This is a genomic window from Mesorhizobium sp. Ca11 (assembly GCF_020165275.1).
Classification (GTDB): domain Bacteria; phylum Pseudomonadota; class Alphaproteobacteria; order Rhizobiales; family Rhizobiaceae; genus Mesorhizobium.
The window spans coordinates 351352-377851 of the sequence record NZ_JAIUHU010000001.1 but is presented as its reverse complement, the minus strand read 5'-3'; the positions used below and the strand labels follow the sequence as shown (position 1 = coordinate 377851).

At 64.4% G+C, this 26500-nt stretch carries 25 protein-coding genes and 2 tRNA genes; 7 read left to right on the top strand and 20 right to left on the bottom strand.

The window, feature by feature from the left end:
• Nucleotides 1-15 precede the first annotated feature (15 nt).
• Nucleotides 16-1182 carry an isobutyryl-CoA dehydrogenase gene (locus LB538_RS01865; protein ID WP_224522677.1) on the bottom strand — a complete coding sequence of 389 codons (1167 nt, stop codon included), beginning with the start codon at nt 1180-1182 and terminating at the stop codon, nt 16-18.
• Between the two features lie 138 nt (nt 1183-1320).
• On the opposite strand from LB538_RS01865, the gene LB538_RS01860 reads away from it, so the two are divergent.
• Together LB538_RS01860 and LB538_RS01855 are read left to right on the top strand one after the other, a co-directional pair.
• The gene (locus LB538_RS01860) at nt 1321-1938 is read left to right on the top strand and encodes a dimethylsulfonioproprionate lyase family protein (protein WP_224522676.1); all 618 of its coding nucleotides are present in this window, start codon (nt 1321-1323) and stop codon (nt 1936-1938) included.
• Nucleotides 1938-3413 carry a cobyric acid synthase gene (locus tag LB538_RS01855; protein ID WP_224522675.1) on the top strand — a complete coding sequence of 492 codons (1476 nt, stop codon included), beginning with the start codon at nt 1938-1940 and terminating at the stop codon, nt 3411-3413. The genes LB538_RS01860 and LB538_RS01855 overlap by 1 nt, the downstream gene beginning before the upstream one ends.
• A 273-nt stretch (nt 3414-3686) precedes the next feature.
• Here the strand turns inward: LB538_RS01855 and LB538_RS01850 are convergent, their stop codons facing one another.
• The 4 genes from LB538_RS01850 to LB538_RS01835 all read right to left on the bottom strand — a co-directional run bounded on the left by LB538_RS01850 (nt 3687) and on the right by LB538_RS01835 (nt 6117).
• Nucleotides 3687-4106, bottom strand: coding sequence for a VOC family protein (locus tag LB538_RS01850; RefSeq protein WP_224522674.1), 420 nt, complete (start codon nt 4104-4106; stop codon nt 3687-3689).
• A gap of 83 nt (nt 4107-4189) precedes the next feature.
• Nucleotides 4190-5023: a helix-turn-helix domain-containing protein gene (locus LB538_RS01845; RefSeq protein ID WP_224522673.1), complete on the bottom strand. Its 834-nt coding sequence runs from the start codon at nt 5021-5023 to the stop codon at nt 4190-4192.
• A gap of 84 nt (nt 5024-5107) precedes the next feature.
• Complete coding sequence (locus LB538_RS01840) at nt 5108-5278, bottom strand: hypothetical protein (protein WP_095764956.1); 171 nt, start codon at nt 5276-5278, stop codon at nt 5108-5110.
• A 53-nt stretch (nt 5279-5331) separates the two neighbouring features.
• A complete protein-coding gene (locus LB538_RS01835) occupies nt 5332-6117 on the bottom strand; it encodes a TSUP family transporter (protein WP_224522672.1) in 786 nt (261 codons plus the stop codon).
• A gap of 227 nt (nt 6118-6344) precedes the next feature.
• On the opposite strand from LB538_RS01835, the gene LB538_RS01830 reads away from it, so the two are divergent.
• The gene (locus tag LB538_RS01830) at nt 6345-6776 is read left to right on the top strand and encodes a TerB family tellurite resistance protein (protein ID WP_224522671.1); all 432 of its coding nucleotides are present in this window, start codon (nt 6345-6347) and stop codon (nt 6774-6776) included.
• Nucleotide 6777: 1 nt separating this feature from the next.
• Here the strand turns inward: LB538_RS01830 and LB538_RS01825 are convergent, their stop codons facing one another.
• The 5 genes from LB538_RS01825 to LB538_RS01805 all read right to left on the bottom strand — a co-directional run bounded on the left by LB538_RS01825 (nt 6778) and on the right by LB538_RS01805 (nt 13217).
• Nucleotides 6778-8400, bottom strand: a complete 1623-nt coding sequence (locus LB538_RS01825) for an ABC transporter ATP-binding protein (protein WP_224522670.1) — start codon at nt 8398-8400, stop codon at nt 6778-6780.
• Complete coding sequence (locus LB538_RS01820; protein WP_224522669.1) at nt 8397-9266, bottom strand: ABC transporter permease; 870 nt, start codon at nt 9264-9266, stop codon at nt 8397-8399. Before LB538_RS01820 ends, LB538_RS01825 begins: the two co-directional genes overlap by 4 nt.
• Nucleotides 9263-10312, bottom strand: coding sequence for an ABC transporter permease (locus tag LB538_RS01815; RefSeq protein WP_224522668.1), 1050 nt, complete (start codon nt 10310-10312; stop codon nt 9263-9265). The genes LB538_RS01820 and LB538_RS01815 overlap by 4 nt, the downstream gene beginning before the upstream one ends.
• 28 nt (nt 10313-10340) lie before the next feature.
• Nucleotides 10341-11822: an ABC transporter substrate-binding protein gene (locus tag LB538_RS01810; RefSeq protein ID WP_224522667.1), complete on the bottom strand. Its 1482-nt coding sequence runs from the start codon at nt 11820-11822 to the stop codon at nt 10341-10343.
• Between the two features lie 117 nt (nt 11823-11939).
• Nucleotides 11940-13217, bottom strand: coding sequence for an acetylornithine deacetylase/succinyl-diaminopimelate desuccinylase family protein (locus tag LB538_RS01805; protein ID WP_224522666.1), 1278 nt, complete (start codon nt 13215-13217; stop codon nt 11940-11942).
• 261 nt (nt 13218-13478) lie between these two features.
• Here LB538_RS01805 and LB538_RS01800 point away from each other — a divergent pair, with 261 nt between their 5' ends.
• Nucleotides 13479-13910 (top strand): L,D-transpeptidase, encoded by a 432-nt coding sequence (locus LB538_RS01800; RefSeq protein ID WP_095764962.1) that lies wholly within the window; start codon nt 13479-13481, stop codon nt 13908-13910.
• 23 nt (nt 13911-13933) lie between these two features.
• Here the strand turns inward: LB538_RS01800 and LB538_RS01795 are convergent, their stop codons facing one another.
• From LB538_RS01795 to LB538_RS01755, 9 genes are all read right to left on the bottom strand, one after another.
• Complete coding sequence (locus tag LB538_RS01795; RefSeq protein ID WP_224522665.1) at nt 13934-14926, bottom strand: lipid A biosynthesis lauroyl acyltransferase; 993 nt, start codon at nt 14924-14926, stop codon at nt 13934-13936.
• A 6-nt stretch (nt 14927-14932) separates the two neighbouring features.
• The gene (locus tag LB538_RS01790) at nt 14933-15961 is read right to left on the bottom strand and encodes a zinc-binding dehydrogenase (RefSeq protein ID WP_224522664.1); all 1029 of its coding nucleotides are present in this window, start codon (nt 15959-15961) and stop codon (nt 14933-14935) included.
• Nucleotides 15962-15997: 36 nt separating this feature from the next.
• Entirely contained in the window at nt 15998-17269 is a 1272-nt protein-coding gene (locus LB538_RS01785) for a beta-ketoacyl-ACP synthase (protein ID WP_095764965.1), read from the bottom strand.
• A gap of 78 nt (nt 17270-17347) precedes the next feature.
• Complete coding sequence (locus tag LB538_RS01780; RefSeq protein ID WP_224522663.1) at nt 17348-18535, bottom strand: beta-ketoacyl-ACP synthase; 1188 nt, start codon at nt 18533-18535, stop codon at nt 17348-17350.
• 55 nt (nt 18536-18590) lie between these two features.
• On the bottom strand, nt 18591-18872 hold the full coding sequence (locus tag LB538_RS01775; RefSeq protein WP_027167184.1) for an acyl carrier protein: 282 nt from the start codon (nt 18870-18872) through the stop codon (nt 18591-18593).
• 230 nt (nt 18873-19102) lie between these two features.
• Nucleotides 19103-20245 (bottom strand): slipin family protein, encoded by a 1143-nt coding sequence (locus LB538_RS01770; protein ID WP_224522662.1) that lies wholly within the window; start codon nt 20243-20245, stop codon nt 19103-19105.
• A 359-nt stretch (nt 20246-20604) separates the two neighbouring features.
• Nucleotides 20605-20674, bottom strand: a tRNA-Thr gene (locus tag LB538_RS01765).
• Nucleotides 20675-20676: 2 nt separating this feature from the next.
• Nucleotides 20677-20751 (bottom strand) — tRNA-OTHER (locus tag LB538_RS01760).
• Nucleotides 20752-20963: 212 nt separating this feature from the next.
• Nucleotides 20964-21512, bottom strand: a complete 549-nt coding sequence (locus LB538_RS01755) for a histidine phosphatase family protein (RefSeq protein ID WP_224522661.1) — start codon at nt 21510-21512, stop codon at nt 20964-20966.
• Nucleotides 21513-21686: 174 nt separating this feature from the next.
• Between LB538_RS01755 and LB538_RS01750 the strand changes: the two genes are divergently transcribed.
• The 3 genes from LB538_RS01750 to LB538_RS01740 all read left to right on the top strand — a co-directional run bounded on the left by LB538_RS01750 (nt 21687) and on the right by LB538_RS01740 (nt 25479).
• The gene (locus LB538_RS01750; RefSeq protein WP_095764971.1) at nt 21687-22637 is read left to right on the top strand and encodes an AEC family transporter; all 951 of its coding nucleotides are present in this window, start codon (nt 21687-21689) and stop codon (nt 22635-22637) included.
• Between the two features lie 169 nt (nt 22638-22806).
• A complete protein-coding gene (locus LB538_RS01745) occupies nt 22807-24264 on the top strand; it encodes an NAD-dependent succinate-semialdehyde dehydrogenase (protein WP_224522660.1) in 1458 nt (485 codons plus the stop codon).
• 189 nt (nt 24265-24453) lie between these two features.
• A complete protein-coding gene (locus LB538_RS01740) occupies nt 24454-25479 on the top strand; it encodes an aldose epimerase family protein (protein ID WP_224522659.1) in 1026 nt (341 codons plus the stop codon).
• 45 nt (nt 25480-25524) lie between these two features.
• On the opposite strand, the gene LB538_RS01735 is transcribed toward LB538_RS01740, so the two are convergent.
• Nucleotides 25525-26442, bottom strand: coding sequence for a sugar kinase (locus tag LB538_RS01735; RefSeq protein ID WP_224522658.1), 918 nt, complete (start codon nt 26440-26442; stop codon nt 25525-25527).
• Nucleotides 26443-26500 lie beyond the last annotated feature (58 nt).

Genomic DNA, 26500 nt, shown 5'->3' with positions numbered 1-26500 from the left:
TCTCCCGATTTTGCGTCAGCGCCCAATCAACGAGCGCGCGATGATGACGCGCATGATCTCGTTGGTGCCTTCGAGGATCTGGTGGACGCGCAGATCCCGCACCAGCTTCTCGATGCCGTAGTCGTGCAGGTAGCCATAGCCGCCGTGCAGCTGCAGCGCCTGGTTGGCGATGTCGAAGCCGATATCGGTGACGAAGCGCTTGGCCATCGCCGACCATTTGCCGGCGTCGGGCGCCTTGCGGTCGAGCTTGGAAGCGGCGGCGTAGAGAAAGATGCGGGCCGCCTGCAGTTCCGTTTCCATGTCGGCCAACCTGAACTGCAGCGCCTGGAACTGGTTGATCTTGGAGCCGAAGGCCTTGCGCTCGGCCGTGTAGGCAAGCGCCTTGTCGAGCGCCGACTGCGCTCCGCCGAGCGAACAGGCGGCGATGTTGAGCCGGCCGCCGTCGAGCCCGGCCATGGCGATGCCGAAGCCTGCGCCTTCTGCGGCGAGCAGGTTCTCGGCCGGCACCTTGCAGTCCTCGAAGATGACCTGGCGGGTCGACTGCATGTGCCAGCCCATCTTGTGCTCGTTGGCGCCGAACGAAAGGCCGGCCGCATCCTTGGGCACGACAAAGGTCGAAATGCCTTTCGGGCCGTCGCCGCCGGTGCGCGCCATCACGACATAGAGGTCGCTGTCGCCGGCGCCGGAGATGAACTGTTTGGCGCCGTTCAAGACATAATCGCCGCCGCTTTTCACCGCACGCGTCTTCAGCGCAGCCGCATCCGAGCCCGAGCCGGGCTCGGTCAGGCAATAGCTCGCCAGCCACTCCATAGAGGTCAGTTTCGGCAGGAAGCGCTGGCGCTGCTCGTCGCTACCGAAGCGGTCGATCATCGAGGCCGCCATGTTGTGGATGGAAATGAAAGAGGAGAATGCCGGATCGGCGTGGGCAAGCGCCTCGAAGATCAGCACGGCATCCAGCCGCCCCAGCGCCGAGCCGCCGACATCGTCGCGCACATAGATGCCGCCGAGGCCGAGCGGCCCGGTCTCGCGGATCACATCTGCGGGGAAGTGCTTTGCCTTGTCCCAGTCGAGCGCATTGGGCGCGACGCGGTCGGCCGCGAAGGCTCGGGCCATCTCCTGAATGGCGCGCTGTTCCTCGTTGAGCTCGAACTGGCCAGTGCCCGCATCGACTGCCGCGTCCATGGCGTGCTCCCTGTCGTTCAGGCCTTCTGGCCTGTCGTTTTTAGCTTTGCGCGCCGTTCAATCTAGACCAATGATGCCGCCGCGCAACCCGGGCCGTTGAGAACCGGCTGTGCATGGAATGACAAACGGAGCTCTTGCGTGCCGACAATTTTCGATGAGTTGCTGGAGCGATTCCAAGCCTATCTCGCGGGCGTCGACAACGATCTGGTGACGGATGAAGTCGCGCGCATCGGCTGGGACATGCCTGCGCGTTCTCTCGAGCCGCATGCGCTTGGCTGCCTTAGCCATCTCGATCGCATCGCCGAGTTGGTTCCGGCCGACGCCAGGCCATTGACGCGATTTGTTGCCGACCATCGGGACGAGATGCGCTGGGGGCAGACCTACAGCGCCGCCGATTTCGGGCAGAGTTTTGTCGACAATTACGGCTGGCTGGAAGTGTTCGGCACGCGCGGGCATTTCGTCAACGAAGCGGTCGCGGCTGGCCTGCTGATCCTCGGGTCTGACATCGTCTATCCCGACCATCATCACCTCGCCGAGGAGATCTATATCCCGCTGACCGGCGGCACGGAGTGGCGGATGGGCGAGGAGAACTTTCATACGCGAGACGCCGGCGAGGTCATTCACCACGCTTCCAACGTCAGCCATGCCATGCGCACCGGCAAGGAGCCGCTGATGGCGCTCTATCTCTGGCGCGGCGGTCCGCTGGCGCAGAAGTCGACGATCGGCCCGATGGTCGACTTGAGGGGCAGGGGCTGATGGCGAAAGCGATCATGCTGCAAGGCACCGGCTCGGATGTCGGCAAGACCGTGCTGGTGGCGGGGCTTTGCCGTGCTGCGAAGAATCGCGGGCTGAAGGTTAGGCCATTCAAGCCGCAGAACATGTCGAACAACGCCGCCGTTGCCGATATTCCGGGCGACGACAAGGCCGGCGAAGGCGAGATCGGCCGCGGGCAATGGCTGCAGGCGCTTGCCTGCGGCGTGAGGCCGACCGTCCATATGAACCCGGTGCTGCTCAAGCCGCAGAGCGATATCGGCTCGCAAGTGGTGGTGCAGGGCAAAGTCTATGGCGAGGCGCGGGCGCGCGACTACCAGGCGATGAAAGCCGGACTGATGGACGCTGTGCTGGATTCCTGGGCGCAGGTTGGCGCGGGCGCGGACCTGGTCATCGTCGAGGGCGCGGGCTCGCCGGCCGAGATCAATCTCAGAAGCCGCGACATCGCCAATATGGGCTTTGCCACGCGCGCCAATGTGCCGGTGATCCTGGTCGGCGACATCGACCGCGGCGGCGTGATTGCGTCCGTGGCCGGCACGCACCTGATCCTGCCGGAGGAAGACCGGCGCATGATCGCCGGCTATCTCATCAACAAGTTCCGCGGCGATGTCTCGTTGTTCGACGACGGGATCAGCGCGATCGAAAAATTCACCGGCTGGCGCTGCTTCGGCGTCGTGCCGTGGCTGAAGGCGGCCGGGCGGCTGCCGTCCGAGGATTCCGTGGTGCTCGAACGCCTCGCTTCCGGCGAGAAGCGGGCGCTGAAGGTGGCGGTGCCGATGCTGGCGCGCATCGCCAATTTCGACGATCTCGATCCGCTGAAAGCCGAGCCGCAGGTCGAGGTGGTGTTCGTGCCGCCGGGCAAGAAGCTGCCGGAAGATGCCGGGTTGGTGGTCATCCCCGGCTCCAAATCGACGATCGGCGATCTCCTGAAATTCCGCGAGAACGGCTGGGATCGCGATCTCCTCGCCCATCGCAAGCGCGGCGGCCATGTCGTCGGCATCTGCGGCGGCTACCAGATGCTCGGCCGAATGGTGCGCGATCCCGACGGCATCGAAGGCAGCGTCACTGAGGCCGAAGGTCTTGGCCTGCTCGACATCGAAACGGTGATGGAGCCTGAGAAGACTGTGCGCAATTCAAGCGCGCATTCGGTGCAGTTCGGCCTGCCGCTCGAAGGCTACGAGATCCATCTCGGCCGCACCACCGGCCCGGACACGGCGCGGCCATCGACGATCCTCAACGGTGTCGAGGACGGCGCGGTCTCCGCGGACGGCAAGGTGATCGGCACCTATCTGCACGGACTGTTTTCCGCCGACGCTTTTCGCGCCGCATACCTGGAGAGCCTTGGCGTCAGGGGAGGCGGTATCGACTATCGCGCGGATGTCGAGAAGGCGCTGGACGAGGTCGCGGCCGAGCTGGAGAGGCATCTCGACTGCGACGCGATTTTTGCCATCGCGCGATAGATAGCTCTATCGAACCCACAGGGTTTGTGATTGGCGAAAACGCCCCTCGGGTCGTCATCCACGGGCGGAGCAAGGAGCGAAGCGACGCAGCGCAGACCCGAGGATCCATTCCGTGACGTCAAGGCTTTGCAACAGTGCAGAATTCTGCTCCGCTGCACCCTCGCGTGAGGTAACGGAATGGATCCTCGGGTCTGCGCGTCCGCTTCGCTCCCGCTCCGCCCGTGGATGACGAAGCTGGCAGATCGCGGCCAATCTCCAGCGTCACTGATGGCCTCAAGCCTTCTCTCCCGCCTTCGGCCAGTAAGTGCCGAAGGACCAGACATTGCCTTTCGGGTCGAGGCAGATGAATTCGCGGCTGCCATAGTCGCGGTCGACCAGTTCCTGGATGATTTTCGCGCCGGCCTTCTTGGCACGCGCATAGGCGGCGCCGGCGTCATCGACGGCGATGTAGATCGACTTGCCGCCGCCACCGCCGGGCGCGCCGACCATCTTGCCGTAATCGTCGTCGCGTGCCGTACCCAGCATGATCATCGAGGACCCGAAAGTGAGCTCGGCATGGTGGACAATGTCGCCCTCGCCATAGCGGGCGCGCGCCTCGAAGCCGAAGGCCTCGCATAGCCAGTCGATCATTTTGGCCGCGTTCCTGTAGCGCAGAGCCGGGTAGAGACGGGGTGCTTCGTTTGCTGTCGGCATGACAATCTCCCTGGTCGGTTGATGAATGCCAGTCTGTGCAAAGGCGGTCTCGGCGTCTTGAAGAAATGTTACCTGGGTCAGGCCTACATCGACGCCGCGAGACCGGTCGGCGTTTCGCCGGCCAACTGACGGAACTCGCGCACCAGATGCGCCTGGTCGGCGTAGCCGCAATCGGCGGCGATGCCGGCCCAGTCATCGTCCTGCCGCTTCGACAGGGACAGCGCGCGATTGAAGCGTACGATGCGCGACAATGTCTTCGGGCCGATGCCGATCGCGTCGGTGAATCTCGCCGCCAGATGCCTGCGGCTCCAGCCGATCTCGCCGGCGAGCGTCGAAATGCGGGTGCGGCCGCCCGACGCAATGACCGCCCTGTAGGCCCAGGCGATTTCCGGTGAAAGCGCATTCGCCTCGACAAGGCGGCTGGTAATGAATCCCTCGGCAATGTCGAAGCGCGCGTTCCAATCCGATGCCTCGCCGAGCCGTTCGCGCAATGCGATGCCGTCAAAGCCCAGCGCATCGTCCAACCCGACCATGCGATCGCGCAACTCGCTCATCGGCAGGCCGAAGAACTGCCTGGCGCCAAGCGGGGTGAAATTGACCTGAACGCAGCAGGCGCCGCCAAAGGATTCGATCATGACCGGCCCGGCATAGAGGCCGGCGACGAAGCTGGCGTGGCGGTCATTGTCGCCCGGGCTGTGGCCGAGCCCGATGGCAAAGGCTTCGGCGAAGCTGATCACCAGCGGCACGGTCAGCGAAGCATATTCGACGATGCGGAAATGGCCGAGGCGGGTCTCGCGATAGCCGCAGATATCCGTGACGACGCCCGCAAGCGAGGCGGCGGGCTTGCGCCGCACCATCTCGAAATGGAGGGCGGGAGAGCGATTATCCTGGCGATGGCGCTCTGACTCGTCGGACATGATCCAAGCCTAGCAGAACACCCCTTCGAAAATCAAAAGCGCCCGGCAGGGCCGGGCGCTCCGAGTTGCCTGAGAATGCTGTGCTCAGGTGCCGCGCATCAAACAGCCGGCGGCGAGCACGATGTAGGCGATAAGCATGATCCAAACGGACGCAAGAGGAATGAATGCAAGAACGCCAAGCGCGGCGAGAAGGCCGATGACGGCGATAACCAACGAAATAATGAACACGATCTGGGTGGGCGCACTGAGATTCATGTCTGGTCCCTCCAACATGATTCGCAACACCAGAACTCTAACAGGAGGAGGCCTCACACACCAACCAGTTGGCGTAAGGGATTGGCGGGGTCTGCCAAGAGCTTGATCGCGAGCGCCACGCACACGGTCACCAGCAGCGGCTTGATCAGCTTCGCGCCAATCCGGATGGCCAAGCTTGCGCCGACCCGGGCGCCGATGAACTGCGCCACGCCCATCATCAGGCCGATCTTCCAGTCGATAACGCCGACCGCGGCGAAGACGACGAAGCCGCCGATGTTGGACGTGAAATTGAGCAGCTTGGTGTGCGCCGTCGCCTTGAGCACGCCGTAGCCGGCAAGGGTGACGAAGGCGAGCATGTAGAAGGAACCGGCGCCCGGACCGAAGAGCCCGTCATAGAAGCCGATCAGCGGCGGGACGCTCAGTCCGAACAGGAAGGGCGACAGCCGCTCGGCGCGGTCGACGTCGCCCATGTTCGGCTTCAGTGCGAAATAGAGCGCGATGGCGATCAGCAGCAGCGGCAGCAGGGCACGCAGGAAATCGCCCGGCACGACGGTCGCCAAAAGCGCCCCGACCGCGCCGCCGGCAAGCGCCAGCGCGGCGGACGGCAGCTGGCGACGCAGGTCGACCTGACCCTTGGCGGCGTAATGGATGGTGGCCGAGCCGGACCCGAACATGCCCTGCAATTTGTTCGTGCCAAGGGCTGCGACCGGCGAAAAGCCGGCAAGCAGCAGCGCCGGGATGGTGATCAGCCCGCCGCCGCCGGCGATCGAGTCGACAAAACCCGCCGCGAAAGCGGCGGCAGTGAGTATGAAGACGGACTGCAGGGTAAGATCGATCATCGGGCTGGGAGTGAGGCGAGGAAGGGAGCCGCAGCTTCCATCACGCTCGCCCCGTTTGCGCAAGAGCGATTCCACGCCAGAGCGGTTCGCCGTTAGACGCCGAACCGCTCTGTTCTTGTTTTGACGCAAATTCCGGTCGGAAGGCTACGGCGAAGTCGCCGAGCCTAAACGCTCACACTTTTCCTGAATTTGCTCTAACAATCAGGCGGATTCGCAAAGGGAGCTTGGTGGCGATGGCGCTGCTCGACCAGATACGTTCGATCTTCGACGGTGACCCGGGTGTGCGCAAGGTGGCGGACGACCCTGTGCTGTCTGCGGAATTGCTGATGCTGTTCCGCATGATCCTGGCCGACGGCTCGGTCTCGGAGAGCGAGATGGCCGTCTTCCGGCATATCTGCGAGGAAGCCTTCGGCATTCCGGAGGCCAGCATCGACAGTGTCATCGAATATCTTAACGATTATGGCTACGAGACCAACGGCTCGCAGGCGATCGCGCTGTTCCGCGACCTCGATGTCGAGCGCCGAAAGCTGCTTGCGCGCCACATGGCCGAGATCGCCAAGGCCGATTCCAAGCTGGCGGAGAGCGAGGTGAAGCTGCTGCGCCGCACGCTCGACCTGCTCGACATCAGCCCCGTCGATTTGGTGAAACCGGAGAGCTGAACTACCCCTGTTCCTGCATTTTGCGCGCGATCGCGCGGTGAAGGTCGGGTGCCGCCGCGACCAGCGCCTGCGCCGCCTCTGAGCGCGGATGGTCGAGCACCTCGGCCGCCCGGCCGCGTTCGACGATCTTGCCTTCATGCATGACCAGCACCTCGTCCGCCATGGCGCGGGCGACCGTCAGGTCATGGGTGATGAAGAGATAGGCGATGCCGAGCTTCTGGTTGAGCTCGGCGAAAAGGTCGAGGATCTGGGCGCGGATCGAGACGTCCAGCGCCGATACCGGCTCGTCGGCCACTACCAGCTTCGGACGGGTGATGATGGCGCGGGCGATCGACAGGCGCTGGCGCTGGCCGCCCGAGAATTCATGCGGGTATTTGTCCATGTCGCGCTGGCTAAGGCCGACTTCCTGCAGCGCATGCGCGACCATCTCGCGGCGCTCGGCCTTTGCCGGCTGCTTTTCCAGAAGATGCAGCGGCTCGGCCACCAGCTTCTCGACCTTCTGGCGCGGGTCGAAGGAACCGTAAGGATCCTGGAACACGACCTGCATGTCGCGTCGGGCCGGCTTCAGCGTCGACTCCGGCTTGCCGGTGATGGGCTCGCCGCGAAAGCGGATCGTGCCCGCCGTCGGCTTGTCCAAGGCGAGGATCATGCGGGCAAGCGTGGACTTGCCGCAGCCCGAGCGGCCGACGAGCGCCACCGATTGCGTGGGCTCGATGGTGAGCGAGACATCGTCGACGGCGCGGATCGGTTGCGCCGGCCGGAACAGCGATTTGCGCCGCCCCGGATAGTCCCGGCTGACGCCCTCGACTTCGAGCAAGGGTTTTGCCGATCCGGCAAGGTGCGGTTTCGGGCGCGCCGGCACATGCATGGAAGCCAGCGCCAGCTCGCGGGTGTAGGGATGCTGTTGTTCCGACAGCGTGCGGGCGGTGTCGCCGGCTTCCGTCACCTCGCCACGGCGCAGGATGGTCAGGCGGTCGGCCATCTCGGTCACCACCGCGAGGTCGTGCGAGATGAGTAGCAGGCCCATACGGTTTTCGCTGACCAGGTCGCGCAGAAGATCGAGGATCTGCGCCTGCAGCACCACGTCGAGCGCCGTCGTCGGCTCGTCCGCGATCAGCAGCTTCGGTTTCAGCGCGCAGGCGATGGCGATGACGACGCGCTGGCGCTGACCGCCGGACAGTTCGTGCGGGTAGCGCGACAGCGGGAATTTGGCCTCGGGCAGGCCGACGCGGTCGAGGATTTTTCGCGCGCGCTCCTCGGCCTCGGCGCGGCCCGCCTTGGTGTGCCAGCGTATGCCCTCGGCGACCTGCTCGCCGATGGTCTTGACCGGGTTGAGCGCCGTCATCGGCTCCTGGAAGACCATGCCGATATCGTCGCCGCGCAAGGCGCACATCTGGTCCTCGGTGGCAGCGAGGATGTCGATGCCGTCGAAGGCGACGCGGCCCTCGGCGCGGGCCAGATGCGGCAGCAGCCGCATGATTGTCAGCGCCGTCATCGACTTGCCGGAGCCGGATTCGCCGACCAAGCCGACGACCTCGCCCGGTGCGATTGTCAGCTCGACGCCTTTCAGGATCGGTGTGGCGCCGATCGAAAGCGACAGGTTTTCGATCTCGAGCAGGTTCATCTACGCCGCCGCGATTTCGGATCGAGGATGTCGGCGATGCCGTCGCCGAGCAGGTTCAGCCCGAGCACGGTGATCACGATCGCCATGCCGGGGAAGATCGCCATCCAGGGCGCGGTCACCATGCGCGTCTGCGCGTCGAACAGCATGCGGCCCCAGCTCGGCATCGGCGGCTGGGCGCCGAGGCCGACATAGGAAAGCCCGGCTTCGGCGAGGATGCCCAGCGCGAACTGGATCGTGCCCTGGACCAGCAGCAGCGTCGCGATGTTGGGCAGGATGTGCTCGACGGTGATCCGCGTCATGCCCTTGCCGGCGGCGCGTGCGGCGAGGATGAACTCGCGCGGCCAGATGGCTAAAGCGCCGGCGCGGGTGACACGGGCAAAGACCGGGATGTTGAAGATGCCGATGGCGATGATGGCGTTGACGGCGCCCGGGCCGAAGATCGCGGTGATCATGATTGCCGAAAGCAGCGCCGGAAAGGCAAAGACCAGGTCGTTGAGGCGCATCAGCGCCTCGTCGACTATCCCGCCGCGCGCCGCGGCGAAGGCGCCGAGCGGCACGCCGATGCCCATGCCGATGCCGACCGCGACCAACGCCACGGCGATCGAGTTGCGGGCGCCGACCATGATCATCGACAGGATGTCGCGGCCGAAATGGTCGGTGCCGAACCAGTGCGCCCAGGAGGGCGCCTGCGTCTTGTCGGCGATCACCAACCTCGTGACGTCGTAAGGCGTCCACAGGAACGAAACGAGCGCGACGGCCACAACCAGCAGCGTGATGGCCAGACCGATCAGGAAGGAGCGGTTGCCGAAGGCCTTGGCCAGCACGCCGGCAAGCGTTTCTTCGGGCAGGTCGACGCGCAGGGTCATTGCCGGCCTCTCGAGCGGTTCCGCGTTTCGCGGAATCGCTGAACCGCTCTCAGTATTTGTTTTGGCGCAATTCCGGACGGAAAACCGCTACGCACTTTTCCTGGAATTGCTCTTAGGCGCGGGTCGACGAGGGCGTAGGAGAAATCGACAATGAAGTTGATGACGATCACGGCGGCGACCAGCAGCATGACGATGCTCTCGACCACGATCAGGTCGCGCTGGGTGATCGCCTGGAAGATCAGCCGGCCGAGGCCTGGCAAGTAGAAGACATTCTCGATGATGATGGTGCCGGCAAGCAGGAAGGCGAATTGCAGGCCGAGGATGGTGAGCACCGGGATCATGGCGTTGCGCAGCGCGTGGCGCCACAGCACGGCGCGGTAGGGCAGGCCCTTGGCGCGGGCGGTGCGGATATAGTCCTCGTTGAGCACCTCGATCAGCGCCGAGCGGGCGACGCGTCCGAGAATCGCCGCCTGCGGCAGCGCGAGCGCGACGGCGGGCAACAGCAGGGATTTCAGCGCCGTCCAGATGCCGGCGCTCCAGCCTGGGAAACCGCCGGCCGGCACCAGCCGCAGCCATACGGCAAACAGATAGATCAGCATCAGCGCGAACCAGAAATTCGGCACGGCGACGCCGAGCTGGGCGGCGCCCATGGCGAGCGTGTCGCCAGCGCGGCCCTGGCGGCTGGCGGAGAACACGCCGACCGGAATGGCGATGATGGTCGAAAGCGCCAGCGCGATCAGCGCCAGTGGCAGGGAGACGACGACGCGTTCGCGCACCAGGTCGATGACGGGCACCGAATAGGTGTAGGAGCGGCCGAAATCGAGACTGAGCAAGCCTGCCGCCCAGTGGAGATAGCGCAGCACCAGCGGCGCGTTCAGCCCCATCTGGTCGCGCAGCACCTCGACCTGCTCGGCGCTGGCGTTGAGGCCCAGCATCAGGCGCGCCGGATCGCCGGGCAGGATCTCCATGACCGCGAACACCACCATCGAGGCCAGCACCAGCGTGAGGGCCGCGATGATGAGGCGTTTCAGGAGATAGGCGGTCATGGGAGGCGATCGGGCGATCGCGCCGGCCTCAATCCGTCCACTTCACCTTGGTCAGATCGTCAGCCTCGATCGGCCAGTTCGTCCACATGCCCTGCAGCTTGGCATCCCAGACGCCAATCTTGGGCAGCTCGAACAGGTAGACGGCGGGCACGTCGTGCGCGAGAATCCTCTGCGCCTCGCCCAGCAGCTCCAGCCTCTTGTCCTTGTCGACCGTGGTGCCGAGCTCCTTGATGACATCGTTGAACTTCGGATTGTCATACTGGAAATAGTAGCCGGGCCGCGAATAGATATCGATGTCGTTTGGCTCGACATGGGAAACAATCGTCAGGTCGTAGTCCTTGTTGGTGAAGACCTGGCTCAGCCACTCCGCCCATTCGACCGGAATGATCTGCAGATTGACCCCGATGTCCTTCAGTTGGGACTGAATCACCTGGCCGCCGTCGCGTGCGTAGGGTACCGGCGGCAGCTTGATCGTGGCCGAAAAGCCGTTCTCCAGCCCCGCTTCCTTCAGATACTCCTTGGCCTTGGCGATGTCGTGCGGATAGACGCCGGTGAGATCGACATAGCCCGTATCGCCTGGCGAGAAATGAGACCCGATCGGCTTTCCAAGACCGTTCGAGGCCGCGGCGATGATGGCACTGCGATCGATCGCGGAGGCGAGCGCCTGCCGCACCGCGAGCTTGTCGAAGGGCGGCTTCTTGTTGTTGATCGACAGGATCGTCTCGCCCTCGGTCGAGCCGATCACGACGCTGAAGCGCGGATCGGACTGGAGTTGCTCGAGCGCGTCTTGTGCGGGCATGTTGGCGAAAGCCTGGATGTCGCCCGAGAGCAATGCGGGGACAGCCGCGGCCGCGTCGGGCACGATACGGAACGTCGCCTTGTCGAGCGCGGCGGGCGTACCCCAGTAGTCCGGATTCTTGACCAGCGTGATCTCGGAACCCTTGGCCCAATGATCGAGCTTGAATGGACCGGTGCCGATCGGCTTGTCCTTGTTGCCGTCGGCCGACCCCTTCCCCACGATCACCGCTGCAACCTGGCCCATGTCGCTGAGGAAACTGCCCTGCGGTCCATCGAGACTGACCTTGACGGTCGCCGGATCGACCGCCGTGACATCGGTGATGTGGGCAAAGAGCTGCTTTTGCGGATTGAGCGAATCCTTGGCACGCGCCCGGTCCAGCGAGAATTTCACGTCGTCGGCGCTGAAGGCCGAGCCATCGTGGAACTTCACGCCCGAATGCAGCTTGAACGTGTAGACCTTGCCGTCGTCAGAGACGGCCCAGCTCTCGGCGAGACCTGACTGAACCTGGCCGTTGTCGTCAATGCGTGTCAGCCCTTCAAAGACGTTGGCATAGGTGACTTCGCCGATGGCCGCGGCCGCACCGGCGGTCGGATCGAGATGCGGCGGCTCAAGCACAATGCCGAGCGTGAGGTCGGTGCGTGCGGCAAAGGCCGACGTGGCGGCGGCAAGCGACAGCATGGCCGCGGCCAGGATGGTCTTCCACAATTTCATCGCTGAACTCCCATTTGCTCAAAATGCGCTCAAGCTGGCGGATAGAAGCGTGATTTGGCCTGCGAGTAAATTGCGTTTCGTGCTGCCGGGCGGCGCCAGGCGGAATGTTTTTCCGGATCAGCCGGTTGTACCGCGCAAGAGCACATTGAGGCCGATAGCCATCACCTTGGCCGATTCCACCATGTCGGCGATGCCGACCCATTCGTCCGGCCGGTGGGCGAGGTCGAGAATGCCCGGGCCATAAGCGATGCAGTCATAGAGATGGCCGATGCGCGCGACATGCTTCTGATCGTAGGTGCCGGGCGAGATCACATATTCCGGTTCGCGGTCGAACACCGCCATGATGCCTTTGGCGACGGCCTTCACCACCGGCGCGTCGCGCTCCGTCATCAGCGGCTGCACCTCCATCAGATCGCGGATCTCGTAGTCGAATTTCTCGCGCTCGCGTTTCAGCCGTTCGAGGATGCCCGTGACTTCGCCTTTGACGGAGGCGATGTCCTCTTCGAGCAGAAAACGCCGGTCGATGGTGAGCCGACACCAATCGGGCACGTTGGGCGAGGGAAGCCCCGGCCGGAAATCCTCGGTCTGGCCGCCATGAATGGAATTGATGTTCATGGTCGAGCGCCTGGCGCCTTCCGGAACCACCGGCATGCGCGTCATCTTGCGGTCGAGGGCCGGGAACAGCTCGTCCTCGAAGGCCTGCAGGACGGCGCCCATATGGCGCACCGCATTGTCGCCGAGGAACGGCATCGAGCCATGCGCGATCTCGCCCTTGGTCTCGATCTCGGCCCACCACACGCCCCGATGGCCAAGGCAGATGCGATCCTTGTTCAGCGGCTCGGGGATGATGACGTGGTCGACTTTCGGCTTCGAGAAATAGCCGAGCCTCGCCAGATGGGCGACGCCGCCGAAACCGCCCGATTCCTCGTCCGCCGTGCCTGATATCTCGATGGCGCCGGGGAAATCGGGATAGACTTCCACGAAGGCTTCGACGGCGATGACGGAGGCAGCCAGGCCGCCCTTCATGTCGCAGGCACCGCGCCCATAGACCTTGCCGTCCTTCACCACGCCGGCGAAGGGATCGACGGTCCAGCCGTCGCCGGCCTCGACCACGTCGATGTGCGAGTTGAAATGCACGCAGGGGCCGGGCGAGCTGCCCTCGAAACGGGCAACGACGTTGACGCGCGGGTAGCGGTCGCTGTCGCCTGGCGCGCTTTCGGCACGAATAAACTCGGTCTCGAAGCCGAGTTTCTTCAGGCGCGCGCCGAGAAACTCGGCGCATGGCCGATAGGCTTCGCCCGGCGGGTTTACGGTCGGAAAGCGGATCAGGTCGGCGGTCAGCGCAACGAGGTCGTCGGCCCGATCCTCGACCGCCTTGAGAAGTCGTTCATTCATCCGGCGAATTGAAGAAGGAACGCAGCACTTTTGCAAGCGACCAGTCGCTCATTGCCACACAACGACCGAAGCATGGACCAACGCCTCGCCTAAACTTCAGAGGGTGCGTGGTGCGGCAGCAACTATACCGCGAAAATCGTTCAAATTCACCGCATTGCATTGGCGGATTCGTCAAGGAGTGTGTGGTACTTAACGCATCTGCCGGCGAAAAGATGGAAGAACCGCGCGAACGGCAGGGGGCAATCAAAGGGGTTTGATCGCATGAAAAAGTTCGTTCTCATGGCAACCGTGCTGGCAACCGCGTTGTTCGGCATGTCCATCGCAAGCCGGGCGGCTGCGCTGGTGGCCAATATCGACGTCTCGTCACAGACCATGACCGTCAGCAAATACGGCCAGGTGGTTTATCGCTGGAGCGTGTCGACCGCGCGCAAGGGCTACTTCACGCCGCGCGGCAGCTACCGGCCGCAATGGACCGCCCGGATGTGGTATTCGCGCAAGTATGACAACTCGCCGATGCCCTATTCGGTGTTCTTCCACGGCGGATACGCCATTCACGGCACCGGGTCGGTAAGAAATCTCGGGCGCCCGGCCTCGCATGGCTGCGTGCGCCTGCATCCGTCCAACGCCGCGACCTTCTATTCGATGGTCAAGGAAGTCGGTTACGGCAACACGCGGATCGTCGTCACCAACTGAGCCTGGTCGGCGGGCCGACCCGGTTACAGGCCGACTGTCGCCTTCGACTGTCGGCGCTTGCGGCGGCGGTCGCTGATTTCCCAGCGCTTGTGGAACCACATCCACTGGCCGGGGTCCTCACGCACCCAGCGCTCGACCACATCGGTGAGCAGCTGGGTGGTGGCGCTGACGTCGACGCTACCGCCTTCGGTGCGCGGCAAGGTCAATCTGTCCTCGATTTCCAGGCGGAAGCGGTTGCCCGGCAGCCTGACGCAGCGGGCGGGATAGACATCGCAGTCATAGTGGCGGGCCAGCATGCCGAGCATCGGATTGCTCTGGCATGGGCGCCCGAAGAAGGTCGTGTCTACGCCGCCCGAGAATTTCTGATCGACCAGCACGCCTATATTGCCGCCCTTTTCGAGGATGGCGGCAAGGGCGAAGGATGCGCCGGCGGCGGAGGGCAGCAGGGCGCCCATCGAGGAGCGGCGCGTCGAGTGGATGTAATCGGCGAGATAGGGGTTGTTCGGCGGGCGAAACAGCGCCGTGATGTTCATGCCGAAGGTGGCCGCGGCCACCGGCAGCAACTCGAAATTGCCGAGATGGCCGGTGAACAGGATATGCGGCTTCTTCTCGCCGGCGATCTCGTGGAAATGCTCGACGCCGCGCACCTCCACCCGGCCCGGCTTCGAAGCGTTCGGATCGAAGTCGAACAGCGCGTCGAGGAAGATGTATTCGGCGGCGAGGCGGGCCATGTTGCCCCACATGTCGCGCGCGATGGCTTCGATCTCGGCGTCGCTCTTTTGCGGATAGGCAAGGCGCAGATTGTTGACCGCAACGCGGTGGCGCCCGACCATCGGGCCGATGCGGCGGGCGACACGGTCGGCGAAGTTGAGCGCGCTGTCCGGCGGCAACAGGCGCAGCAGCGAGAGCAACACGATGGCGAGCTTGGCGACCAGCCAATGCTCCAGCTGGCGCAGCCGTCGGCCGTAGCGGAACATGAAGTTCCGGCGGGCTTTCCTGAACACCTTGCCGACCATCCTGTCTTAGGAAACGCGCAGGATGATCTTGCCGAAGACGTCGCGGCCTTCCATGCGCTTCAGCGCGGCGTCGATGTCGTCGAAGCCGACTTCGGTATCGATGACCGGCGCAACGAGGCCGGCCGCCATCTTCTGCATGGCGTTGGCCATGTTCTCCATGCGGCAGCCGAAGGAGCCGAGCAGCTTCAGCTGCTGCTGGAAGAGCTGCATCAGGTTGACCTGCGTCGACACGCCCGAGGTCGAGCCGCAGGTGACGAGGCGACCGCCACGCTTCAAGCACAGCATGGAACCGGCGAAGGTGTCGGCGCCGACATGCTCGAACACCACATCGACACCCTTCTTCCTGGTCAGCTTGCGCACGACGCCTTCGAAACGGTCCTCGCGGTAGTTGATGACATGGTCGGCACCAAGCGCCTTGGCCTTGTCGATCTTGTTGTTCGAGCCGACCGTGGTGATGACAGTGCAGCCCATCTTCTTTGCGAGCTGGATGGCAGCGGAGCCGATCCCGGAGCCGCCGGCATGGACGAGGATGGTTTCGCCTGGTTCCAGCCTGGCGTTGTCGAACAGCATGTGCTCGACCGTGCCGAAGGTGACAGGCGCGACCGCCGCGCCGATCTCGGTGACGCCGGGAGGCGCGGGCACCAGAAGACGCGCCGGCAGGTTGATCTTTTCCTGGGCAAAGCCGTCGAGATGGAAGCCATGGACGCCGGAAACATGCTCGCAGAGATTGTCGCGGCCTTCGCGGCAGGCGCGGCAAAGCCCGCAGGTGCGCGCGCCGTAGATCGACACCAATTGTCCCGGCAGCAGGTTGGAGACGCCGGGGCCGACCGCCTCGACCTCGCCGGCGGCCTCGGCGCCGACGACCAGCGGCAGCTTGCGCTTGGCAAACGCCATGCCGCGCCAACCCCAGACGTCGATATGGTTGAGCGCCACCGCCTTGATGCGGAGCGTCACTTCGCCCAGCGAAGGCGGCGGGGGAGGCGGCAGGTCCACCGTTTCAAGGCGGCGGTCCTCGATAAGTTGCAATGCGCGCATGTGGCCTGTCGGGTCTGTAAGAGCGGAAAAGTCCGCTTAGACCGGTTCCCGCGCCATGACAAGGCAGGTGTTCTGGCCGCCGAAGCCGAAGGAATTCGACAAAACCGTGCCCACTTCGGCGTTGCGCTTCTTGTTCGGCACGACGTCGAGCACGATGGCCGGATCGGGATTGTCGTAATTGATCGTCGGCGGGATGACGCTTTCGCGCATGGTCATCAGCGAGAAGGCGGCCTCCACCGCGCCGGCGGCCGACAGGGTGTGGCCGATCATCGACTTGTTCGACGAGATCGGCATCGAGCCGATGCGCTCGCCGAAGACGGTGGACAGCGACAGGTGCTCCATCTTGTCGTTCTCGGGCGTCGAGGTGCCGTGCGCATTGACGTAGTCGATCTCGTCTTCGCCAAGGCCCGCATCGGCAAGGGCGGCGCGCACCGCCGCGATCGCCGGCGAGCCATCGGGCTTGGAGCGGGTGCGGTGAAAATCGTCGGCCTTCTCGCCGCAGCCGCGCATGATGCCGAGGATCGTCGCGCCGCGCGCAAGGGCGCCTTCCAGCGATTCCAGCACCAGCGCGCCGGAGCCTTCAGCCAGCACGAAGCCGTCGCGGTCCTTGGAGAAGGGCTTTGAGGCCTTTTCGGGGATATCATTGTGGGTGGAAAGGGCCGAGAGCAGCGAGAAGCGGATCAGCGCTTCGGCGGTGGCCGAGCCGTCGGCGCCGATCGACAGCGCCTTGTCACACTCGCCGCGCCGGATCGCCTCGACCCCGAGCTGGATGGCGGTGGCGCCCGAGGCGCAGGCGGTCGACAGCGTGATCGGCAGACCACGCGTGCCGAAGCGGTCGGCCAGGCGATCGGCGATCGAGCCGAACTGCGTGGTCTCGAACACATCCAGCTCCTTCAGCCCGCGCGCCACGCGCAGCAACCTTTCGGCACCGGCGTCCTGCTTGTCGGAATTATAGAGCGAGAAGCGGTCGATCCAGTCGAGCTCGACCGGCGGCGAGGCCAGGAACAGCGGGCCGCCGAAATCGCCGGACTCCAAACCAGCTTCCGAGACGGCCTCCTGGGCCGCCGTCTCGGCCAGTTCGTAGGTGAGGTGGCTGGCGCCCTTCGAGCTCGAGGGCAGGAAGTCGACCATGCCGGAAATGCGGGTGTTGAGGTGGTCGACCGGAAAGCGGGTGATCGGATGGATGCCGGATCTGCCCGAGGTCAGCGCCGCCCAATTGTCGGCCTTGCCGACGCCGAGCGAGGTCACCACGCCGATGCCGGTAACGGCGACGATAGGCCTGCCCATGTGGTCGCGAAGATTGGCCATGCTTTGTCTGCCTCGTTATCGAGCAATTCCAGGAAAGGTGTGTAGCGGTTTTCCGCCCGGGAATTGCGAAAAACCGATCTAAGCGGCTTTAACCAGCCCCAGGCCCTCGAATTGGTGATAGCCGATCGCGGTTGCAAGAACGGAATTGGGGGCGCCTTCAAATGAGCGCTCCATCGTGGCATCGAAGGCAGGATAACCGGCCCCGCGGTCGACAGCCATTGCCGCGAGCGCAACCGCAAAGGGGAATTGAGCCTCCTTCATATGGCCGGTCAGCGTCGAGAAGGCGCGCACGGCCAAAGCCGAATTGGCATCGAGAACGGCCTTCTCAGCCGCCGTCGCGGCGTGGGCGCCGGAGGCGGCGGAAATCGTGAGCAGATCCCCGTCGGGAAGGGCAGCCTGCTTCAGCAGCGCAGCAATCTCTGAATTCAACTCGCCTTGCCGGCGCCTGGCGCGGCCGGAGACGACGGGGCCAAGCTCGGCGTAGATCTTGCGGCCGCGGTTTTTTGCGTGCTCGCGCTGCTCGAGCACCAGGAATGCGCCGCCGGACCCCGTCACCACACCGCCGCCTTCTAAGCCCTGGCGTTGCCAGACCGGCTTCCATGGGCCGCGATGCAGGTAGCCGGCAAGCTCATAGCCGAGCAGCATGTCGGAATGCTCGGTCTGGAAGGCGCCGCCGACCAGAACATGGGTCGACTGTCCCGAGCGGATGCGCGCGGCCGCCGTCTCGACGGCCGAGACGCCGGCGCCTTCCTCGCCCATGAAGGTGCGCGACGAACCGGTGACCTTGTGGACGATCGAGATGTTGCCGGCGAGCAGATTGGAGAGCTGGGCGAGGAACAAAGTCGGCCGCAGTTCCGTCGTCAGCTTCTCGTTGAGCAGCACGTCGCGGTCGTTGCGGCTCTCGGAGGCCGCAAGGATCGCGGCATCGACGGCTTCGTCGCGCTCGCCGCCGCCGGCCGCCACCACCATGTCCATGGTGGCGCAAAGCTCGTCATTGCCTTTGATGCCGGCATCGTCGAGCGCCAGGCCGGCGGTGTAGGTGCCGAGGCGCTGCCAGGTTTCCATCTGGCGCTGGTCGCCGCGCTTGGCGATCTGCAGGTTCCAGTCGATCTCGGGCAGGGGATGGATGGTATAGGGCGCGAAGCGCGCCGCATCGAGCACCGGCTCAAGGCCCGGTCGGGTGAGCTTCTGCCAATGCGCATCAGGGCCCTCTCCAAGCGAAGAGACAAGGCCGATGCCGGTGATGACGACGTCGTGAGAACTCATGGGCGGCTGTTGTGGGTCAGCTGGCGGGGCGCGTCAAGACCGCGCCCGAGCCGGCTCAGGCGGCCTTGGCCGCGACCAGCGCGTCGATCTTGGCGCACAGGTTCTTCATCACGAAGTAGTCGTCGGTCGAGGCCTTGCCGTCATTGACCTCCTGCGTCCACTTCTCGAGCGGCACCTTGATGCCGAATTCCTTGTCGATGGCAAAGACGATGTCGAGGAAATCGAGGCTGTCGATGCCGAGATCGTCGATCGTGTGGCTCTCGGGCGTGATGGTGTCGATATCGATCTCGCTGGTGTCGGCAATGATCTTGGCGACTTTCTCGAACGTGGTGGACAAGGGCTCTTCCTTCGGTTGCGGGCGGAATCTGTCCGCATCTTGTTTGGGCGCTGTCTAATCGGTTTTTCCCGGCAGGAAAAGGCCTGACGCGCCGGGGCAGATGGGATGTGGGCTTTGGGAGCGCAAGAGGGGCCGCCGGCCTGCCCGGCGGCCCCTCCCATTTGACGCGGCGTCAGCTTTTGTTTCGCATGCCGTCTTCCCAAAGCCGGAACCACTTTGGGCGACATGCATCAGTCGCGGAGCTTGACCAGGTCGTTGAGCAACCCGCCCGTTCCGTTGTGGACGGTGAGCCGCTCGACCTTGCCGGCGATGGCTTCGAGAGCCTCGAGCTCCTTCAGTCGCAGCATCACCGGGTTCTCGGCCATCACCTTGGCCGTGTTGAGCAGCGAACGGGTGGCGTTCGTCTCCTCGCGGCGGCGGATGACGTTGGCCTCGGCCTGCTTCTCGGCCGAAACCACCTGGTTGAGGATCTCGCGCATGTCGCCCGGCAGGATCACATCCTTGAGAGCGATATCGCTGACCTCGACGCCGATCACGGCCATGTCGTCGCGCACCTTGGCAGCCGCGTCCTCGTCGACCGTGACCTTCTTGTCGAGGATCTGGTCGAGCGTGAGCGCGCCAAGCGTCTTGCGGAAGGCATACTGCAGGGCGCGGTAGAGGGCTTCGGAGAAGTCCTTCACCGTGCTCACCGCCGTCACCGGATCGACGACCCGGTATTCGGCGGCGATGTTGACGCGGATCGTCACGCGATCCTTGGTCAGCATTTCCTGCCCGGCAACATCGAGCGACTGGCGCTTGACGTCGACAACCTTCACCTGGACCATGCGCCCGACATTCCAGAAGGCGTGCACACCCGCGGCAAGCGTGCGGGTGTAGACGCCATCCACGAACAGCAACCCGACCTGGCCGTCCACGACCGGATAGAGGAACACATGTTCCGTCTTCCGGGCCTGGCCGATCCGGCGCATCAAGGCCGGATCGACGGCGAGATCGGCCGCCGTGTCGACGGACGTGACCTTCCACGGGCCGGCATCCGTCCACAGCACGAGCTTGCGATCCGGGTTGAGCACGGCATGCAAGGCGCCGTCGCGCTCGACGACGGCGACGTCGGTACGCCCGGTGCGGATGACGGTGAGGTGACGCGCGGCCACATCCGGGAGCTTGTCGAACAACGCCTTCTCGTAAGCCGAAACGAATTCCGGGTTCTTCAGGTCGTGCCTGGAGATTTCCAGGTTGCCGCGCCGGTTGGCGAGCCAATGCTCGCCCGGCATCAGGATCGCCTGGATCTCACCCTTGTAGAGGGCGACGGCACGTTCATTTTCCTTCACGAGGACGCGCTGGCGTCCAAGAAGCTTTTCGAGAATGGTCTTCATTGTCTTACTCCTGTCGGGCATGGCCCCATGTGAGGCGTCACGTCATGCGTCGATCATCCTTTCGTTTCTCGTTTCACGTCGTCGTACTGTCCTGGGCACGAATGATCCGGGGACCGGTGGCATCGATCCGCGGCGGGCCTTCGGGAGCGGATCGCGGGGCGACGAAGCGGGCGCCGGAAGCCGAAGCTTACTTTGCCGGCCGCGTCGCGCCTTGCTCGTCACCGCGGGCCTGGCCGCGAGCCGATGGCGCAGAACGTCACCGCCCGGCGAGGCCGAAGCCTTGCCGTCCGTGAAATCCTCGCATTCCGGTCCCCGGACCGTTTTTCGAATAACACCGTGTAGGGTGCTGGCTTTCGAGGCCAATGGAGAAGGAATCGAACCTTCGACAGTCAGATGACAAATCTGATGCTCTACCCAACCTGAGCTATCCGTGGTGCTGATGAAGGGACTCGAACCCTCGACCTCCGGACCTAAATCCGGCGCTCTAACCTCTGAGCTACATCGGCGATCCCAACACCCGAAACGGCGCCGTACACAGCGCGGCAGAGCCGGCTGCGCGGGCGGAGACGAAAGCTCCAACCGTTGTGCTCGCTTCGGTTTTCGTGACCGGGAGCGCGCCTATAGACCCTGCGACGGGTTGTCGCAAGCGGCATTGTCGCGGCGGATTTGCGGCTTCTCCCGGGAGTTGCATTTCGGCAACACCGGCGGGCGCGGCGTCTTAGAACGTGACCCGTCCCAGCACCTTGAGACCATCACCGTCCGGCGCCACCACCACGGCCTCGCCCTCGCGCGGCGCTACGCCGGTGAGCGCCTCGATGTTTTCCACATGCGTGACCAGCACCAGATTATCGGAGCCGGAATAGCCACGGATCTCCTTCATGATCGCGGCCATTTGCGCGGCCTTTTCGGCCGGGTCGGTTTTCAGCAGGTCGAGCGGCGCGAAGCGCTGCGGCTCGGATTCGAAAGCGATGCGGGCAGTATCAAGGCAACGGCAGTAGCGGCTGGAGAGCACGTGATCGATCGGCGCCGAGCGCGCCGCGAACAGCGCGCCGATGCGGCTTGCCTGCTGCTTGCCGCGCTCCGACAGGTTGAGCTGCGTGGCGCAATTACCGATGTCGAAATTGGCCGGGTCGGCAGCTCCGGTGACGAAGGCATGGCGAAGCAGAACGACATGGCCGCCGTCGCGCAGCAACGCCCAGCCCGCATCGGTCGCGTGGGCCAGGGTGGGAACGGCAAGCAGGAAGAGCGCCAGGGCAAGTCGCAGCATCGGAAGTCCTATGGCAGCCCGCAAAGGCAAGGTGGTGATTGGCATATAGGGACCGCAAAGCAGGCCGAAAGACAAGCAGCGGGGCAGCAGAGCAAATGGAGCGCCGTTCCGTTCGGTGCGATTGCACCGCAGTCAGGGCCCGCCTATCACGGGAAAAATGTCTCCGCCAAAGAAATGACTCCGCTTACCGAAACCGTTCTCTTCGTCTTCAGCCTTGTGGCGCTCGGCTATCTGACCGGGCTCACCTTCTATCTGAAGCCGGCGAGCGGGGAGGGCATTTCGGAATTCGCCGTCAGCGTGGCGATGCCACTGCTGCTCTTCCGGACCATGGTCAAATCGGATTTCCATGGCGTAACGCCCTGGTCGCTGTGGGGCGCCTATTTTGCGGCCGCCGCCATCACCTGGACCACGGGCCATCTGATGATGACGCGCGTTTTCAAGCGAGATGCACGCGCGGGCATCGTCGGCGGCGTTTCCTCGGCTTATTCCAATGTGGTGCTGCTCGGCGCGCCCTTCGTCCTCGGCATATTCGGCGCCAGCGGCTTCGAGGTGCTGTCGCTGCTGGTGTCGGTCCACCTGCCGATCATGATGATGGCCTCGATCGTGCTGTTCGAGATGTTCGGGCGCGGCAGCGGCGAGACGGTGCATCCGCTACGCGTCGTCAAAAACTTCCTCAGGCGCCTGTTCCTCAATCCGCTGATCATCGGCATCCTGGTGGGACTCGCCTGGCGCCTCACCGGCGCGCCGCTGCCGGACCTGGTCGAACGGTTGGTCAATACGCTCGCGGACACGGCCGGTCCGGTGGCGCTGTTCGCCATGGGGCTCAGCCTGCGCCGCTTCGGCATCTCCGGCAATATCAGGCCGGCGCTGGCGCTGTCGGTGCTGAAACTGTTCGTGATGCCGGCGCTGGTGCTGGCCTTCGTCTGGCTGCTCGGCCTGCCGCCGCTGACGGCCAAGGTCGCGGTGGTGGTTGCGGCACTGCCTTCGGGCATCAACTCCTATCTGATCGCCGTCCAGTTCAACACCGGCCAGGCGCTGGCCTCGAACCAGATGACGCTTGCCACCGCAAGCGCGGTGGTAACCACCTCGTTCTGGCTGACGGTGGTGATCCACGTCTTCGGATAGAGCCGTGAAGGCGGCTCGCTTTTGCTGGCCCAACCCCTATATGCCATCTTGTGATTGCTTGCCCGCCTTTCCCTAGGTAAGAGCAATGCGCCGGCGTGCGGCTCTTGAAGCACGCTTCAACGGATATCCAGAAAAACGGCCGATCAGCGCGCCGAACGGAGGCCAGACCATGCTTCAGAAAACCAGCCATTTCATGCGCCAGGCCAACCTCATCAATGGTGAATGGGTGCAGGCCGACAGCGGCCAGACCATCGACGTCAACAATCCGGCGACGGGCCTCAAGATCGGCACCGTGCCTAAGGCCGGCAAGGCCGAGACCCGCCGTGCGATCGAGGCCGCAGAGGAAGCCTTCAAGAGCTGGCGCAAGACCACCGCGCTCGAGCGCTCGAAGCTGCTGCGCAAGCTGCATGACGCGATGATGGACAATCAGGATGTGCTGGCCGAGCTCTTGACCATCGAGCAGGGCAAGTCGCTCACCGAATCCAAAGGCGAGATCGGCTCTGCCGCCAGCTATATCCTCTGGTTCGCCGAGGAAGGCCGCCGCGTCTATGGCGACATCGTTCCGTCGCCATGGGGCGACCGCCGCATCCTGGTGACCAAGGAGCCGGTCGGGGTCATCGCCGCCATTACGCCGTGGAATTTCCCGTCCTCGATGCTCGCCCGCAAGATCGGCCCGGCTTTGGCCGCCGGCTGCACCGCGGTGGTCAAGCCCGCCTCGCAGACGCCTTACTCGGGCCTCGCCTGGGGCGCGCTTGTCGAGGAGGTCGGTTTCCCGAAAGGCGTCGTCAACGTTGTCACCGGTTCGGCCGGCGAGATCGGCGACGAGATCTGCGCCAACCCGCTGGTCAAGAAGATCACCTTCACCGGCTCAACCGAGGTCGGCAAGATCCTGATCCAGAAATCGGCCGCGACGGTCAAGAAAGTGTCGATGGAGCTTGGCGGCAACGCGCCGTTCCTGGTCTTCGACGACGCCGATGTCGATCGCGCGGTTGCCGGCGCCATCACGGCCAAATACCGCAATTCCGGCCAGACCTGCGTGTGCACCAACCGCTTCCTGGTGCAGGCGGGCATCTATGACAAATTCGTCGAGAAGCTGGCTGCCGCCAGCAACAACCTCAAGGTCGGCTCGGGCCTCGAGGAAGGCGTGCAGCAGGGGCCGCTTATCGACGAGAAAGCGGTCGAGAAGGTCGAGGAATTCATCGCCGATGCGACGTCGAAGGGCGGCAAGGTCGTCGCCGGCGGCAAGCGCCATGCGCTCGGCGGTTCGTTCTTCCAGCCGACGGTGATTTCTGGCGCCACGCCGAACATGCGCTTCATGAAGGAAGAGATTTTTGGGCCGATCGCGCCGGTGTTCAAGTTCGAGACCGAGGAAGAGGCGATCGCGCTGGCCAACGACACCGAGTTCGGCCTTGCCGCTTATTTCTACACCGGCGATCTCGGCCGCGCCTTCCGTGTCATGGAAGGCCTGAAATACGGCATGGTCGGCGTCAATGAAGGCCTGATCACCACGCCCGAGGCGCCGTTCGGCGGGGTCAAGGAATCCGGTCTCGGCCGCGAAGGCGGGCATCAGGGCATCGAGGACTATCTCGACACCAAATATGCCTGCTTCGGCGGCCTCGGGCTCTGATATCGATCCCCGGAACAGGGGCAGGCGCGCCCAGCAGTCCACCGTCTCAGACAACGGTGGACTGCTCTATCGCCTTGTCTTGGCGCAAAGCCGCTGCGCACTTTTCCTGGAATTGCTTTAGCCTGCGCTTGCCGGATGATACGCAGCCGGCCTAAATCCACGGATCGGTTCGGTAATGACATTTCGGGCATGGCGATGAAAGACGGCGAGGTCTTCGGCACGACGCAGGCGGGCGAGGCCGTGCGCCGCTTCACCATCCGCGGCGGCGGCATCACGGCCAACATCATCGGGCTCGGCGCCATCATTCAGGACCTCAGGCTGAGCGGCCATGACGCGCCGCTGGTGCTTGGCTACGACCGATTCGAGCCCTACGAGACCGACCGTGCCTTCTTTGGCGCCGTCGTCGGCCGCTTCGCCAACCGCATCGGCGGCGGCCGCTTCACCATCGCCGGCAACCGCTTCCAGACCGAGCAGAATTTTCTCGGCAAGCACACGCTGCATGGCGGCTCGGAAGGCTTTTTCCGCCGGCCATGGGCCGTCTCGCTGCATGGCCGCGATTTCGTAACGCTGACGCTGCACGATCCGGACGGCGCGATGGGCTTTCCCGGCGCGCTCGACGTCACCTGCACGTATCGGCTGAAGATCCCAGGCACCCTCAGCATGGAGCTGACCGCGAACTGCGAGGAGCCGACGCTCTGCAACCTCGCGCAGCATTCCTATTTCAATCTCGACGATGGCGGCGCCGGCGATATCCTCGATCACCGGCTGATGCTCAACGCCGGCGCCTACACGCCGGTCGATGACGAGATGATCCCGACCGGCGCGGTGACGCCGGTCGACGGCACACCGTACGATTTCCGGCAGGCACGGCCGCTGCGCATGGAAATGGAAGGCGAGCAGCTTCGCTACGACCTGAATTACTGCCTGGCCTCCAGCCGCGGGCCGCTGCACCAGGCTGCCTGGGTGCAAGGCGCCAATTCCGGCGTCGAGATGGAGGTCTGGACCACCGAACCGGGACTGCAGCTCTATAGCGGTCAGTTCGTCGCGCCGACATCGCCGGGGCTCGACGGCCGCCGCTACAAGGCGTTTTCAGGCCTCTGCCTCGAAGCGCAGACATGGCCGGACGCGCCGAACCGGCCTTATTTCCCGCAGGCGACGCTGTGGCCGGGGCAGATCTATCATCAGGTGACGGAGTACCGGTTCCGTCTGCCTTAAGGTTTTACAGTATTGAAGTGATTGCTGCCTAAGCTTCGATGCTGTTTAACTGTCGAATGCAGCTCTCAACGTCTCGAATGGAGCCAACGCGCCGCGAACCTGCACCACCGCGGCAGCGACTTTGTGCGCGCGGCGAGCGGCGGCGGCGGGCGCATGGCCGGCAAGCCGGGCGGCGAGATAGCCGCCGTTGAAGGAATCGCCGGCCCCCGTGGTATCGACGGGGGCAGCCACATGCACCGCGTCGACAGCTTGTGAAGCGCCGTTCAGCGCAATCAGGGCCGGCTGCTCGCCATTCTTGACCACGACCTCGCCGGTCAGCTTGCCCAGGCGCTTGGCTGTGACCTCCGGGGTCTCATCGCCGAACAGCATCTGCTCGTCCGGAAAAGTCGGCAGCGCAATGTCGGCCACCGCAAGCGCTTCCAGGATCGCGGCCTGCGCCGCCTCGCGGCTCGACCACAGACGCGGCCGGTAGTTCGGGTCGAAGGCGACGAGCGAGCCGGCCTTGCGGGCAGTCGCCACGGCCGAGAGGAGGGTTTGGCGCGCCGCCGCGTCCAGAATTGCCAGGGTGATTCCGGAAAAATAGACAAGCGCCTGGTTTTCAAGGCTTTTTGCCAGTGCTGCCGGATCCGAGGCGAGCTGGCGCGCGGCCGCGTCGCTTCGCCAGTAGGTGAAGGCGCGCTCGGCTCCTGTAAGCGTTATGGCGTAAAGGCCGGGGCGTGCGCCGGCAATGACTGGACTGTTGCCCACGCCGATGCCGTTCTGATCGAAGAAAGCGATCTGGTCGCGCGAGAATGGATCGTCGCCGAAGGCCGTCACATAGGTCGCCGGCCGTTCCGGGCTCAAGGCGTGCAATGCCCAGAGCGTGTTGAAGGTATCGCCGGCAAAACCCATGCGCCAGTTCGGGCCGGCCTGGCCCGACAGTTCCAGCATGCATTCGCCGATCGATGCGATACCATTGGCCATGCGGGCTTATCCCTTCCTAAGATATTGTTGCTGTAGCTTTTTGCGGCCGGCAGCGCCA

What these genes read in the sequence shown, in the direction of transcription:
- LB538_RS01865 (WP_224522677.1), bottom strand. Translation starts at nt 1,182, where the DNA reads ATGGACGCGGCAGTCGATGCGGGCACTGGCCAGTTCGAGCTCAACGAG.
- LB538_RS01855 (WP_224522675.1), top strand. Translation starts at nt 1,938, where the DNA reads ATGGCGAAAGCGATCATGCTGCAAGGCACCGGCTCGGATGTCGGCAAG.
- LB538_RS01850 (WP_224522674.1), bottom strand. Translation starts at nt 4,106, where the DNA reads ATGCCGACAGCAAACGAAGCACCCCGTCTCTACCCGGCTCTGCGCTAC.
- LB538_RS01845 (WP_224522673.1), bottom strand. Translation starts at nt 5,023, where the DNA reads ATGTCCGACGAGTCAGAGCGCCATCGCCAGGATAATCGCTCTCCCGCC.
- LB538_RS01840 (WP_095764956.1), bottom strand. Translation starts at nt 5,278, where the DNA reads ATGAATCTCAGTGCGCCCACCCAGATCGTGTTCATTATTTCGTTGGTT.
- LB538_RS01835 (WP_224522672.1), bottom strand. Translation starts at nt 6,117, where the DNA reads ATGATCGATCTTACCCTGCAGTCCGTCTTCATACTCACTGCCGCCGCT.
- LB538_RS01825 (WP_224522670.1), bottom strand. Translation starts at nt 8,400, where the DNA reads ATGAACCTGCTCGAGATCGAAAACCTGTCGCTTTCGATCGGCGCCACA.
- LB538_RS01820 (WP_224522669.1), bottom strand. Translation starts at nt 9,266, where the DNA reads ATGACCCTGCGCGTCGACCTGCCCGAAGAAACGCTTGCCGGCGTGCTG.
- LB538_RS01815 (WP_224522668.1), bottom strand. Translation starts at nt 10,312, where the DNA reads ATGACCGCCTATCTCCTGAAACGCCTCATCATCGCGGCCCTCACGCTG.
- LB538_RS01810 (WP_224522667.1), bottom strand. Translation starts at nt 11,822, where the DNA reads ATGAAATTGTGGAAGACCATCCTGGCCGCGGCCATGCTGTCGCTTGCC.
- LB538_RS01805 (WP_224522666.1), bottom strand. Translation starts at nt 13,217, where the DNA reads ATGAATGAACGACTTCTCAAGGCGGTCGAGGATCGGGCCGACGACCTC.
- LB538_RS01800 (WP_095764962.1), top strand. Translation starts at nt 13,479, where the DNA reads ATGAAAAAGTTCGTTCTCATGGCAACCGTGCTGGCAACCGCGTTGTTC.
- LB538_RS01795 (WP_224522665.1), bottom strand. Translation starts at nt 14,926, where the DNA reads ATGGTCGGCAAGGTGTTCAGGAAAGCCCGCCGGAACTTCATGTTCCGC.
- LB538_RS01790 (WP_224522664.1), bottom strand. Translation starts at nt 15,961, where the DNA reads ATGCGCGCATTGCAACTTATCGAGGACCGCCGCCTTGAAACGGTGGAC.
- LB538_RS01785 (WP_095764965.1), bottom strand. Translation starts at nt 17,269, where the DNA reads ATGGCCAATCTTCGCGACCACATGGGCAGGCCTATCGTCGCCGTTACC.
- LB538_RS01780 (WP_224522663.1), bottom strand. Translation starts at nt 18,535, where the DNA reads ATGAGTTCTCACGACGTCGTCATCACCGGCATCGGCCTTGTCTCTTCG.
- LB538_RS01770 (WP_224522662.1), bottom strand. Translation starts at nt 20,245, where the DNA reads ATGAAGACCATTCTCGAAAAGCTTCTTGGACGCCAGCGCGTCCTCGTG.
- LB538_RS01755 (WP_224522661.1), bottom strand. Translation starts at nt 21,512, where the DNA reads ATGCTGCGACTTGCCCTGGCGCTCTTCCTGCTTGCCGTTCCCACCCTG.
- LB538_RS01750 (WP_095764971.1), top strand. Translation starts at nt 21,687, where the DNA reads ATGACTCCGCTTACCGAAACCGTTCTCTTCGTCTTCAGCCTTGTGGCG.
- LB538_RS01745 (WP_224522660.1), top strand. Translation starts at nt 22,807, where the DNA reads ATGCTTCAGAAAACCAGCCATTTCATGCGCCAGGCCAACCTCATCAAT.
- LB538_RS01740 (WP_224522659.1), top strand. Translation starts at nt 24,454, where the DNA reads ATGGCGATGAAAGACGGCGAGGTCTTCGGCACGACGCAGGCGGGCGAG.
- LB538_RS01735 (WP_224522658.1), bottom strand. Translation starts at nt 26,442, where the DNA reads ATGGCCAATGGTATCGCATCGATCGGCGAATGCATGCTGGAACTGTCG.